The 14,458-nt window shown below is 44.8% G+C and carries 5 protein-coding genes; 3 read left to right on the top strand and 2 right to left on the bottom strand.

The features are described 5' to 3' along the window. The first annotated feature begins 465 nt into the window (after positions 1-465). From GM612_RS08435 to GM612_RS08425, 3 genes are all read left to right on the top strand, one after another. Positions 466-9,516 carry a mucin-binding protein gene (locus GM612_RS08435; RefSeq protein ID WP_155431999.1) on the top strand — a complete coding sequence of 3,017 codons (9,051 nt, stop codon included), beginning with the start codon at positions 466-468 and terminating at the stop codon, positions 9,514-9,516. Between the two features lie 490 nt (positions 9,517-10,006). Then, positions 10,007-11,233 (top strand): oxidoreductase, encoded by a 1,227-nt coding sequence (locus GM612_RS08430; protein ID WP_155431942.1) that lies wholly within the window; start codon positions 10,007-10,009, stop codon positions 11,231-11,233. 81 nt (positions 11,234-11,314) lie between these two features. Continuing rightward, on the top strand, positions 11,315-12,223 hold the full coding sequence (locus GM612_RS08425; RefSeq protein ID WP_173021254.1) for a LysR family transcriptional regulator: 909 nt from the start codon (positions 11,315-11,317) through the stop codon (positions 12,221-12,223). 563 nt (positions 12,224-12,786) lie between these two features. Here the strand turns inward: GM612_RS08425 and GM612_RS08420 are convergent. Both GM612_RS08420 and GM612_RS08415 read right to left on the bottom strand, forming a co-directional pair. Then, positions 12,787-13,200, bottom strand: coding sequence for a hypothetical protein (locus GM612_RS08420; RefSeq protein WP_155431940.1), 414 nt, complete (start codon positions 13,198-13,200; stop codon positions 12,787-12,789). Positions 13,201-13,419: 219 nt separating this feature from the next. Beyond that, positions 13,420-14,340, bottom strand: coding sequence for a LysR family transcriptional regulator (locus GM612_RS08415; RefSeq protein WP_155431939.1), 921 nt, complete (start codon positions 14,338-14,340; stop codon positions 13,420-13,422). Positions 14,341-14,458: the final 118 nt, after the last annotated feature.

Raw genomic sequence — 14,458 nt, 5'->3', positions numbered from 1 at the left:
TAAATGCCATCTGCTGGTATAAAACATGTATTAACAGGTTCTGAGAAATTCCATTTTAGACAGACCACCGTCACAATGAGCTTTAAAAGTAGTTAACTCACTTTTCCTATTTCTCACGTTAGTTGAATACGTAAGCATTGACTTAATTACCAATAATATTTCATAACGAAATTTCTAAGACATTTCTCATAATGTGTTGTTTTTGCTATTGAATAAGTGTAGTATACACCTTGTAGGGCTCTGTTCATTAAGTTGTATTTTAAAGCGTATTGGCAACAGTCGATTTTACATAATTTCAAATAGGGGGAATCACATCTTTTTTGACGACTTAGGTATTAATCTGTTTACAGTTTTATGAGGTTGCAGGTTAAGCACACTATCTAATCATAGTCAGTCACAGTGTCGCTTGGAGAGCGGCGGTTCACGTGGCTCCTGGTACTATCCTGCATTAGTGGGAGAATTGCGATGGCAAGAAAACATATTATCAATGCCCATAATCATTTGTTACGTGATGAAGGACAGCGAAAAACACATTTTAAAATGTATAAGGTCAAGAAAAGTTGGGTTTATGCAGGAATTTCTATGCTGATTTTTGGGTCCAGTGTGATGCTTTCTGACGTCTCGGCACACGCTGAAGAGGCGTCTGCCAATGACTCAGATAGCACCAATGTTGTTAGTGATGCTGGGCAAGCTTTACAAAAGAAGCCTGTCACACTGCAGTCTGGCACCACAAAGGCGGCTGATTCGGGAAATACAAATGAGGCCTCAACGGATACGACTAGTGCACCAAGTACGGGAACATCGACCGCCGATACTGATACCTCATCTGCAAATCGCAGCAGTGCCTTAAGCGATAATATAAAACAGAGTAATACTGGTGAAAATGACTCATCAGCCACTACTAGCACTGCAAACAAGGGTCAGAGTGCTGCAGCTAACACGACTACCCCGAATATTGATCAGCATACTACAGCTAACGCTAACTCAAGCGCAACGAAAGATACTAGTGGTCTTTCGACTTCAAAGAACGCGGCTGCCAGTGCGTCAACTACTAAGGCGACTGCACCGAAAACCGCTGAGACTACGGACAGCACCAGTTCAGCGGTATTTGCCAAAGACGGTTCACTATCCGATGCTGCTAATTTGCTGATCAGTGCTCAGAGTAAGAGTACCCAAAATGGCACTAGTGAAAGTGAAAGCGCAGTCACAAATACGCAATCAGGGACGGCAGATAAGTCCGCTGACACCCCGGCAGTCAATAACAAGCTAGTTGCAGCACTGACGCAGTTACCTAGTGGGTCAACGTTTAAGACTCTGGCTGATGGCACTGTGGAATTTGACTTACCTTCGGGTGTTACTAGCACCGAGCTGGAGTCTGCCAAAAATGCTTTGGCGAATAGCGGACTAAAATCGATCAAAGTCACCGCTACTGAAGCCGGGTCAGCAGAGGCCTGGCAAACGTATGATGGTGCTTATACTGGCGTAAATATAACACCACTGAAAACGGACCTCGGCACACCTATCACTATGGCTGACTTCGCCTTAATGACGGCTGCTGGGACAGGCGTCTTCACGGATCCCGTGACAAATAAAACGGTCACGAATGCAACTTCCGCCCAGTTGCAGACCTATTATAATGACTTAGTTTCAAAGTACGGCGCGTCTGAAATGCGTTTAAATAATGTCTTATCGGACTCGGCTTTGTCTGATGCTAATGAGGCAAATGGATCGCCTTCCACAGCAGCTAGTTTTGCTGACCTGATGAATTATTTGTCAGAACTTTACTACTATTTTGTTGGCTCGAGTGATAGCTATGTCAACACGCTGGTCAAGGATCTTGATAATATGACCACAGCGGATCAGGCGGCTATGACTCAATATGGTTCATCGGCGGATACTAAGGATACTAATATTGATGATGTCCTAGAAAAGCAGGGCAACGTATTTTCAACGAAGTATATCGTGCCGGTTATATCAGGCGATGAAGCTAACGATGTCGGTATGACTGCTTCAGCAATGACAGCATATACTCAGCCAGCAGGAATGGATTCAGATTTTAAAGACAATATTTTTGAACCATTCATCAATAATATTGTTGGGACTTATATCAGCGAAATTGTGCCTGGTGCTGAAAACTATATTCTTCAAAAAGTGGTGCCAGCCGTTGATACGATCTCTGACACGCAGGAAATGTCTTCGTCAGATACACAGACCGTTTTAAATGCCATTAATTCGAATTCAAACGAGTTAACGCACGCTTTAATGACGCTTGATGGTTCATATTCCTTAACGACGATCATTACTCATATTGCGGCTATGTATTCAACAATGGGATCATTGGGTAATTTAATTGGTCAAACTAGTGATACAGCACTAGGTGTGTACGTTGGTGCAATTCAGGCACAGGATAATTTGCAATTTAACGCGACAACGTTGACTGGTAACGCAACTGCATTTCCTAATTTCTCGATGTTCAACCAGCTTTATCTGGCTTACTCAAAAGCAATCGTTAGTGCCGCCTATGGTTATGCGATGGTGGGTAAATATGATGCCATCAAATTGATGTACTCTGAAGATCCGAGTGATCCGGAAGCAGTCTGGAAGGCTTTGGGCGTTGACAGCAGTACCGCACCAAGTGATATTGATGTGTCGAAATTTAACAGTGCCATTCCGACAGATTCCACAATTCAACAGACGTATCAGCAAGGGATCTGGGATGTTTACCACTACATTAAGCCGTTTTACGACCAAGCTCTGGCTGATAAGGCGGATGGAACAACGATTGCCAGTTCTGATCCGAACTTTGTGAGCGATGTTTTAGCTAAGGTTCAGTCGAAGAGTCCCATTAAAGATTCAGATGGCAATGCGATCACCACGACGTATAGCGGTACCGACACGACAGATAGTAATCCGCATGATGAAGCGAACTATGCTAGTCCGCAGACTTTGGCTTATTTAGCTAGTTTCTATTCGGATGCAGTTTCGGCAGATACACTTTCATATAGTCTCCAACCAGTCATTCAAACCATCGTTAAAGATGCTAGTGGCTCAATTATTAAAACGACTAACAAGGCCATCGGTGATCCGATTACCACTAATAGTGCGGGTGAGGCACTCACTGGTTCGTTTGGAGATCCAGCAGATGTTTCGAACTTACCTGCGACTCTTGATGGGCATCAAGTACCAACTGACCTAAGCAGCATTACGATTCCTGAAAGCGGTGGCGTCATTGACGTTCCTTATGGCACGGATGAAGTTATCGCGGGTAAGGTGAGCGTTCAGGCGAAGAATGCCCCTACAGATGCAACCTTTGATTATACGGTCACTAATGCGGCAGGCGACACTGTTGATGGCAGTAACGGTGTTAGCTATGGGACTGAGGTTGATTTAAGCGATGGTGAAACGGTGACGATCACGGTTCCGACGGCGACGAACGAATCGACAGCCATTTCACCAAAGTCTTCGCTCAGTTTCGATGACACGACGAATGGCGATAACACGATTACGGTAACTTATGGTCAGTTAGTTAATTATACGATTCAGCCGGTAAATGCAGCTGGTGAGGATATTGGCACCGCAACGGATTCAATTTCAGGGACTGTCGATTCGCCAATTGACGTTAGCCAGTTACCGACTGTTACTGGCTACATCACACCAACGTTCAATGATACCGACACTGACACAACCAATGACACACCGGTCGTTCCGAAAAACGGCGGCGTTGTCAAGGTTCCTTATGCCAGTGCTGTTCAGCCGTTCACGGTATCAGAAACGGGTGCACCTGAGTCGAGCAGTGCTGGATTTACTTATACGGTAAATGGTGCCACTACTGCTCAAAAAGGCACGTACGGTACCGCAATTTCAGCAAATATTGGTGATCAAATTACAATTACACCTGATGCGATCCAGTATTATAGTTCAACAGTTGATACGCCATCGTTTACGTTAAGTGCAACAAATGGCAACGTGGCTGTCACTTATACGGCTGATCCCACGGTCACAGTGACCCCCACTGATCCGAAAAATTCGACTGACCCAATTGATCCAAGTGATCCTACGGGGCCAAAATATCCGAGTGGTGTGACTGCTGATGACTTGAATAAAGTTTTGACGCGGGCAATCACTTATAAAAGTGCTGATAGTAGTTTAACCGCGGCTCAGTTACCTGCGGTTATTAACCAGACAGCGACATACAATCGCAGTGCGACCGTTGATGCGAAAACTGGCGAGGTTGAAAGCTATACTGATTGGACTCTGGCTCCAAATACTGACGATGATTCGAACGATGATGGTTTCACAGCGGTAACCTCACCATCTATTCTTGGCTACACGGCCAGTGGCGATGCACCAGCGGTTACTCTGAGTAGTGACGATGTTGATGCCTTTAAGGCGGGCGATCAAGATGTGACTATTACCTACACAAAGGATGATACGGTAACGGTCACGACACCGATCACTGCTGGCAGTCCGGTGGATTCGAAGGATCCAACTGGGGCTAAAGCTCAGACTGCGGTCACAGATAGTGATCTGAACCGAACTGTAAGTCGGACGATCACCTATACCAGTGCTGACAATAGCTTAAGTGCTGATCAGTTACCAGAGACTGTCAATCAGACAGCAATCTATACCCGCAGTGCAATCTTTGATGCCAAGACTGGTGAATTGGAAGGCTTCAGTGATTGGAAGCTGACTGACGGCAGTTTGGATGCAGTCAATTCAAAGAAGATTCCGTTCTACACCGCTGACCGGGATGTCGAAGCACTGGCGCCAACACAGGATGAGATTACTAATTTTGTCGCTAAGAGCGATGACGTGAAGGTTACCTACACGAAAGATCCCACGATAACGGTCACGACACCGACTGCTAAAGGTGTCCCGCTTGATCCAAAGAATCCAACTGGTGCTAAAGCTAACATATCAATGCTCTCTACTGATATGGAACGAACTTTGAGCCGGTCGGTCGGTTATGTTGGTGCTGTGCCTCCACAACCACCGGTACTACAATCGGGAACTTATGTCCGCGATGCAATCTTTGATGCCAAGACTGGTGAATTGGAAAACTATACTGATTGGACTCTGCTTCCGAATACCGACGATGATCCGACCGATGATGGCTTCACAGCGGTACAATCACCAAAACTTAAAGGCTACACGGCCAGCGGCGATGCACCAGCGAATATGCTGAGTAGTGACGAGGTCAATGCCTTCACGGAAAACAGCGTAAATGTGGAAATCTACTACACGAAGGATCCCACGGTAACGGTCACGACACCGATCACTGCAGGCAGTCCGGTGGATTCGAAGAATCCAACTGGGGCTAAATCTGATACAACGATCACAGATAGTGATTTGAACCGAACTTTGAGCCGGACAATCACCTATACCGGTGTTGAGCCGGAACAATCACCGGTAACCCAGACGGGAACTTATACCCGCAGTGCGATTTTCGATGCCAAAACCGGTGAATTTGAAAACTATACTGACTGGACACTGGCTCCAAATACTGACGGTGATTCGAACGATGATGGTTTCACAGCGAAAACATCACCATCTGTTACTGGCTACACGGCTAGTGGCGATGCACCGGCGGTAACTCTGAGTAGTGACGACGTTGATGCCTTCAAGACGGGCGATCAAAATGTGACTATCACCTACACGAAGGATGATACAGTTACGATCACGACACCGATTACTGCTGGTAGTCCAATTGACCCGAAGGATCCAACTGGAACTAAAGCTCAGACCGCGGTTACCGATAGTGATCTTAACCGAACTTTGAGTCGGACAATCACCTATACGGGTGTTGAGCCTGAACAAGCAGATGTAACCCAGACGGGAGCCTATACTCGCAGTGCGATTTTCGATGCCAAAACTGGTGAATTTGAAAACTATACTGACTGGACTCTAGTTCCAAATACCGACAGTGATTCGAACGATGATGGTTTCACAGCGAAAACATCACCATCTGTAACTGGCTACACAGCTAGTGGTGATGCACCAGCGGTTACTCTGAGTAGTAAGGACGTTGATGCCTTCAAGACTGGTGATCGAGATGTGACTATCACCTACACAAAGGATGATACAGTCACGGTCACAACACCGATTAACCAAGGCAGTCCAGTTGATTCAAAGGACCCTAATGGTGCTAAAGCCAATAAAACGGTCACCGATAGTGATTTGAACCGAACTGTGAGTCGGGCGATCACCTATACCAGTGCTGACAATAGTTTGAGTGCGGCTCAGTTACCAGAGAGTGTCAATCAGACAGCAACCTATACCCGCAGTGCAATCTTTGACGCCAAGACTGGTGAATTGGAAGGCTTCAGTGATTGGAAGCTGACTAACGGCAGTTTCGATGCAGTCAGCTCGAAGAAGATTCTGGGCTACACCGCTGCTCCGGATGTCGAAGCACTGACGCCAACACAGGATGACATTACTAATTTTGTCGCTAAGAGCGATGATGTGACAGTCACCTACACGAAGGATGCTACGATAACGGTCACGACACCGATTAACCAGGGTAGTCCAGTTGATCCGAAGGACCCAACTGGGACTAAAGTCCAGACCACGGTTACAGATGGTGATTTGAACCGAACTTTGAGCCGGACAATCACCTATAAAGGTGTTGAGCCTGAACAAAAGTCTGTAACGCAAACAGAAACATATACCCGCAGTGCGACCTTTGACACCAAGACTGGAGAATTAGAAGGCTTCAGTGATTGGACGTTGACTGGTGGCAGCTTAGATGCAGTCAGCTCACCCAAGGTTGTGGGCTACACCGCTAACAAGGATGTCCAAGCACTGACACCAACGCAAGATGACATTACTAATTTCGTCGCTAAAAGTGATGATGTGACAGTCACCTACACGAAGGATGCCACGGTAACAATCACGACACCGATTAACCAAGGCAGTCCAGTTGACCCGAAGAATCCTGATGGTGCTAAAGCCAATAAAGCGGTCACAGATAGTGATTTGAACCAAACTGTGAGTCGGGCAATCACCTATGCCAGTGCTGACAATAGTTTGAGTGCGGATCAGTTACCTAAGCCTGTAAATCAGACAGCAACCTATACCCGCAGTGCAATCTTTGACGCCAAGACTGGTGAACTGGAAGGCTTCAGCGATTGGACGTTGACTGGTGGCAACTTAGATGCAGTTAGCTCACCAAAGGTTCTGGGCTACACCGCCGACAAGGATGTCCAAGCACTGACACCAACGCAAGATGACATTACTAATTTCGTCGCTAAGAGTGATGATGTGACAGTCACCTACACGAAGGATGCCACAGTAACGGTCACGACACCGATTAATCAGGGTAGTCCAGTTGATCCGAAGAATCCGACTGGGACTAAAGCCCAGACCGCAGTCACCGAAAGTGATCTGAACCGAACTGTGAGTCGGACGATCACCTATACCAGTGCTGACAATAGTTTGAGTGCTGATCAGTTACCTAAGACTGTCAATCAGGCTGAAACTTATACGCGCAGTGCAATCTTTGACGCCAAGACTGGTGAATTGGAAGGCCTCAGTGATTGGACGTTGACTGGTGGCAGCCTCGATGCAGTAAATTCAAAGAAGATTCTGGGCTACACCGCTGACAAGGATGTCCAAGCACTGACACCAACGCAGGATGACATTACTAATTTCGTCGCTAAGAGCGATGATGTGACAGTCACCTACACGAAGGATGATACGGTTACCGTTTCCTCAAATGATCCAAAGAATTCTGGTGATCCAATCAACGCCGATGATCCAACCGGACCGAAGTATCCAAGTGGCGTCAGTGAAAGCGATTTGAACAAGACTTTGACGCGGACAATCACCTACACGGGTGCTGATCCCGAACCAGCAACGGTTCAACAAACAGGAAAGTATACCCGGAATGCTATCGTTGATGCGAAGACCGGTGAAGTTGAAAGGTACACTGACTGGACACTGGGCACAAATACCGATAATGATTCGAACGATGATGGTTTCACAGCAGTAACATCGCCAAAAGTTTTAGGTTACTCAGCAGCAGAAGATGCTCCTGCCGTTAAATTGAACAATGAGGCTGTCCAAAACTTTAAGGCTGGCAACGATGACTTGACCATTAATTACACGAAAGATCAGATCACGCCTGTAACAACGCCAATCACCAAGGGTAGTCCGATTGATCCTAAGAATCCAAACAGTCCTTCTTCAGATACAACGATTACTAATAGTGATTTAACCAAGACCGTCACTCGTGACATCAGCGCCGTATTTGATGGCGGTAGTCAGAATGGGCAGACACAGTCGCTGGTCAACCAGAGTAATACCTATACCAGAAACGCTGTATTTGACATCCAAACCGGTCAATTACTTGGCTTTACTGATTGGACACTTGCTGGTCCAGACGCTTTGAGCGCTTATAGGCCAACGCCTGAAACGGACTACGCTGTCACCCCATCGTCTGTCAATGCAGTTGCTGCGAGTGACATTAATGCTGATTTGACGAACGCCAAGGGTGATGTCACTTTGACACCCGTTCAGGTCACCTACGTTTATGCGGGCAGCACGACTACGGATCCTGATGGCGGTACGACTAAGACCGGGACGAATGACAAGGGTCAGATCGTCACGATTGATAAGACTTGGCCTGATGGTGATGTGACCCACGTTGACATTACGCCAAACGATGCCGATTCGGATAACCCAACCGTTGCTGTGACTGAGACGCCAAGTGGTCAAAGCGCATTAACGACTGTGACAGTGCCGAAGGGGCAGTCAGTTACAACTGGCAAGACTACGGTGACTAACAACGAGCCAAATGGCGTTACTTTGACTCATCAACCAGCCAAGGCAACGGGTTCAACTAACCCAACCACTAGTCCTGCAACGACGGAAACAGTTGATCCAGACGGTTCTAAGACGTTTATTCAGCTTCCAGATGCTGTATCAGTGACCGCCAGCGATTACTATGGCCCATCGACCACGGATAATTCGACGGGTGGTACAACTAATGGTTCAGGCAACAGTACTGGCAACCAGCCGAGTGGTAATTCTGGCAACAGTACTACCCAAAATGGTAATGGTTCTGGGTCAAATAATGCGACTAACCAGAACAAGACTTCTAAGACTGGCCGAGGTTCTGGTTCGAAAGTTAAGACCAATTCTCATTCTGGGCGCAATGCTGCTAAGATTGAGAATGGTTCAAGCAATGCCAAGAACGCCAGTCGGAAGACGAAGCGCGATACCACTCAAAGTGGCTTTGGTGCCGGCACAGCAATTGGTGCTGGCGCAAATTCTACTGGCACCTCAAGTGCATTTGGCAACGCAAGCGGTTCTCAAACCACTGGTGAAACTGCTGAGGGCAGCCAAGCTGGTAATCACTCCGCAACGCTTGGAGCGGCTGCTAACAAGGCCAACCAGAGTCAGTTACCGCAGACTTCCGAGGCTACGCACAACAGCAGTACCGTCCTTGGCCTGTTAGTTGGGGTTCTGTCAATGTTTGGTCTGGCAGGCACTCGGCGCAAACGCCATGACGATTAATAGTTTGTAGAAGTTAAACAGTGCGGTGATACGCACTGAGTCAGAAGCGCTTTTAATGGAAGCGTGATATTCAAAAACGAGTATCCCTGAGTGAATGGGGATACCCGTTTTTTGGGTTTAAAGGTTAGTACGGTGGCGTATGTTGGAAAATACAGTTTGTAGGTGATTAATTAAAGCATTTAAAATTGATGCGTTGAACTTAATGGTGACAGAATGATTGTTTACACTTATTCAGTCAAATTGAATAGGCAGACCATGTATCGGTACTCATGGGCGCAGTTGAAACAAATTATCATCTGCCAAAATTAAGTCTAGCGACACCATGAGTCAGCACGACCAATTTGACACTTTTAATTAATGTTTCACTTGATTTCTAACTCATCAAAGCCACTAACATAACCCCACCTTATAACCAACAAACACATACTTGTTATACAATTCACAATTCCTTCAATATACTAAACATATAATCAAAAGGAGGAAATCAACTATGAAAAAACAGCTAACTGATACCATTAAGTTCCGACATGGTGCCACTATTAATTGTCGTTTAGTGCAATCACCGATGCTCACTAACAGTGGCGTGGATGATGGCTATGTGACAGATGACACAATTAAATACTACGCAGCGCGTTCACAATCCGCTGGGATGGTGATTGTTGAGTATACTTATGTTAGTCACGCCGGAGGGCCTTCACGTTCATGGGCAAATGATCGGCTTCAACTGGGTCTGTATAAGGACGACCAGAAACCTGGATTTGCTAAAATTGCTCAGGCTTTGAAGAAGGATGGTAATAAGGCCATCTTACAATTGGAACATTCCGGCCGTGAAGCTAACTATCGTGCTAAACTGGGCGAAAAAGTCTACGCACCATCATCCTTTGATTTTGGCTTTCTCGACTACGATGTTGAAGAACTGACTGATGCTCAGATTCATGAGATCATTCGTGACTTTGGCGATGCTACTAAGCGTGCCATCGACTGCGGATTTGATGGTGTTGAGATTCATGGTGCGAATCATTATCTCCTGCAGCAATTCTTCTCTGCCTGGTCGAATCGTCGTGATGACGAATGGGGCGGTCAGACATTAGACAGCCGGATGCACTTTATCATCGAAGTTTGCCGTGAAGTCTTCCGCGTTGTTCGTAAGTATGCCCCTAAAGACTTTATTGTCGGCTATCGACTCAGTCCCGAAGAGGTTCATGGCGATAACATTGGCTATGACTACCGCGAATCGTGCCAGTTGATCAAGAAGATTGCTGAGACCTTTGACTTTGATTATATTCACCTGTCATTACCACAGTACAATGCCAAGCCTGATGGTAGCGATAAGACTTATGCCGAGTTGTTCGATGCTGTACTGCCTGCAAAAACTAAGCTGATGATCGTGGGTAACGTGATGAGTGAAGACGATGCGAAGGATGCTTTAAAATACACGGATCTCGTTGCCGTTGGACGTGCCACGCTGATTGATCCGCAGTTTGGTCTGAAGATTCGTGAAGGGCGTGGAGATGAGATCATTCACGAAATTTCTCCTGAGCAGGTTAAGAAATCTTGTTTGACTCCTGGACTAATTAATCTCTTCTCAGATCCTAAGATGGAACCGCATCTACCAGGACGTGAATCAATCTATTACCTGCATGAAGAGGGTTCACTTGATAAGTCCGTTTTGAAGAACGGGACAACTGCGGCGTATAATTTAGCAGCTTTTAAATAGCAAAAAGCCACGAGACTACTGATGGTCGCGTGGCTTTTCGTATATAATGAGATTATTCAATAAAGTGCAGGAGGTGGGATGATGAATCTTGATCAGATGCTATACTTAGTGGAATTATCCAAGACAAACACGATTTCACAGGCTGCTAAAAACTTAAACATTAGTCAAGCAGGGCTCAGCCAGTCGTTGGATAGCTTGGAGAACGAGTTGGACGTAAAACTATTTAATCGTACGCGCCATGGGACAACGATTACACAGGCGGGCGAACAGATGGTTTTGCATGCAAAAGAAATCGAAAATCAACTTGGTCTCATCCGTCAGGTTGCTGAGCAACAGAAACATGAGGTTACGCCACCTTTGCAGATGGGCGTGATGAATGAGGTGCCAGGGTCGCTATTAGACTGGCTACTCGAATTTCAAGATCAGCATCCCACCTTTAAAGCCTCGTTACGTGAAGCGAATAATCGACAGATCGTTAAAAACGTTGAGAATGGGGAATTTGACGTTGGGCTGATTGCCATTAACCGCAGTAATTTTCAGTGGTTGAGAAACGTGCAGTTCAAGCAAATTGGCAAGGGAACATTCAAACTCTACATGACGCCTAACCATTATCTGGCTAAGCACCCTGATCCAATTCCAGTAGAACTCATCTGTGAACAGGATTTTGCATTATTTACCGATGACTACATCGAAGACTTTGCTGATCACATCAGTGCCAAGTATGGGGCGTTAAATGTCATTGTTCAGTCTACCTCGTTTCGAGTGATCTATGAATCAATGCGAAAGTTTCAGGCAGTGTCAATTATCCGTGATTCCCAGATTAATAATCGTCTATATCAAACTGGTCTTGAAACGGATGCGCTGATTGAACATGATTTATCGGGCTTAGGTCTAACGGATGATCAGCAGTTTCAGTATGGATTAGTCTGGTTACCTGGTAAGCAATTCACCGACTTACAAGAAGCGTTTATAAATGGGGTCAGGATTTAAGCAAAACTGATTTTGTGCAAATGCAGTTATAGCTTGCAGTTACTGTAACACCGACTAATGGTTGATAAAGTAGTAATAAGTTAACTTTCTAACTTTAGTGTAGTGCTTATTTCCAAATCTAATTTTATTTCTGGCATAGTGACTGATTTGCCATTTTCGGTTGATCCTATTTGGAAAATAGACATGTGAATGAATGCTGTAATGATGTCCACTTCTATAAACTCTGTCTACGGTGAATGCTGTACTATCAGCCCTTGGAATTGCGATAATTAATTTATGACTGGACATTACAACACCTCGTCTTGCTGATTTCGAGATGTAATAACCCCTAAGTGATGTAGGGATGGTTCTATATGCGCTGTATGCCTTTGCAGTTGATGGGATAAGGAGCAATGCAAATAATATGATAGTTGGAATTAATAAAACAGTGGAATGTTTAAGTTTAATAGGCATGGTTCTCTCCTTATATATGCCATAAAATACCTAAGAAAATCGTTTGATCTTCTCAGGTATTTTATTTTGAATCAGGGTTCATAAAATGTTAATTAAGAATATCATTTCGGCTATTTCACTACGCGATAATTCTTGACTCGATGGTGAAACATAGCCGTAGACCTGTCCATAATTAATGCCGTCCGTTTGTGCCCGTTAACTATGGCCTTACCGAAGTAATAGCTGTCGGTAGCTGCAGCATGACCACGATATTGAAAAGCAACTAAAGTATGACCATGATAATGACCTCGTACCACGCACAAATGACGCCCCTTCAGTATAGGCGAACCATAATACTTAAATGAATGTTTTGTAACGTGGATCTTGGACCAGAAGCCATACTCTTTATCATAGCCATACCATGTACCCCTCATAGCTACTGGGGTTGTATAACTACTAATCGCATCAGCCTTAGTCCCACCTAGAAAAAGCCCCGTTGAAATCCCAATAAATAGACTGACAACAAGTACCAACCATTTTTTCAAAGTTTTTTCCTCCCACGGATTAACACCCTAAAATTGTTTATCAAACTTATTTTACAATAGATTTATTATCAATTCTATCCCTTTTTGTACAATTCCAAGTCTTTATTATCTAACTAACATGTAATCGGCTAATACGTCATATTACCTGCTAAGACCATTCGCCAAAGGCATTAGTGGGCTTAGTCACTTCAAGAACTTGTTTTTAAAGGTGAAGAAACTTCAAAACGTCTTCATAGTCCGCTTAAAAGTACTTAACAGATCCTTATCCGCCCGGGTAAGGATCTTATTTTCTGAAAAGGCAATAAAGAACTGAATGTCGATAAGATCTTTGGAAATGGGGTATATGTTGTAGTCAGTGCTGGCGTTTAAAATTTTCTGTGGCACGATTGCAACGCCCGCTCCGCGCATACTGAGATGGGCAGTTGTAAAGATATTAGTACTTTCCACCACGATGTTCGGTGTGATCAAGAATTTTTTGAATAGGTAATTTACTTGTCGACGGATGGCTGATCCGTTTGCAGTCAGTACCAGTTTTTCCTGTAACAGTCGTTTCATCGAAATTGATCCTGATTTAAGCAGCTTAGTATTGGGCACAAACAAGCTTGAAGTCTTAGGAATGATGGCACAGTACTGCCAAGTTGATCCGGTCTCAGTTATCAGATTTGGTGACACGTTTTCTGGATTCTGGCCGACATAAAAATCGGTTTTGCCTTCGATTACATTTTTCTCGTTTTTGTGCGGTTCAGTTTCATCTATCAGTACGGATGTTTCGGGATGCTTAGCGAAAAATGACGGTAAAAATTGTGGCAACAAAGAGGTTCCTAGGGTACTTAAAACGCCGATTTTAATAGTTTGCGCTTCTGCGGAGGTAGTGAACCGGCTCAAATTTTGAGACAGTTCCAATTCATTTTCCTCTAACTTCTCCAGGTAGTCATAGTAGATCTGTCCTGCTTCAGTCAGTTGAAAGCTACCCGAGTGCCGATTAATAATCGTTACCCCAAGTCTGCCCTCAACTTTTTGGATTAATTGCGTCAGGTAAGGTTGAGAAATATATAAGGCATTAGCAGCCTTGGTAAAGTTACTGTATTCAATCAGCTTATCGAGGTAGATGAGCATTGTTTTCGAATCTGTTGTGGCCATAATCTGTCATCCTTCCATAATAGTCTTTTAGCTATTATACAATAGTTTAACAAGTATTTCACAAATTGATGGAAGCGTTTTATGATTATTTTTGAAATCCAATAAAAAAGGAGATTAT

This window comes from Secundilactobacillus folii, from assembly GCF_009720675.1.
GTDB lineage: Bacteria > Bacillota > Bacilli > Lactobacillales > Lactobacillaceae > Secundilactobacillus > Secundilactobacillus folii.
This window is presented reverse-complemented; position numbering and strand designations above follow the sequence as displayed.

Coding starts and splice junctions, on each gene's coding strand:
- GM612_RS08425 (WP_173021254.1), top strand. CDS start 11,315: ATGAATCTTGATCAGATGCTATACTTAGTGGAATTATCCAAGACAAAC.
- GM612_RS08415 (WP_155431939.1), bottom strand. CDS start 14,340: ATGGCCACAACAGATTCGAAAACAATGCTCATCTACCTCGATAAGCTG.
- GM612_RS08435 (WP_155431999.1), top strand. CDS start 466: ATGGCAAGAAAACATATTATCAATGCCCATAATCATTTGTTACGTGAT.
- GM612_RS08430 (WP_155431942.1), top strand. CDS start 10,007: ATGAAAAAACAGCTAACTGATACCATTAAGTTCCGACATGGTGCCACT.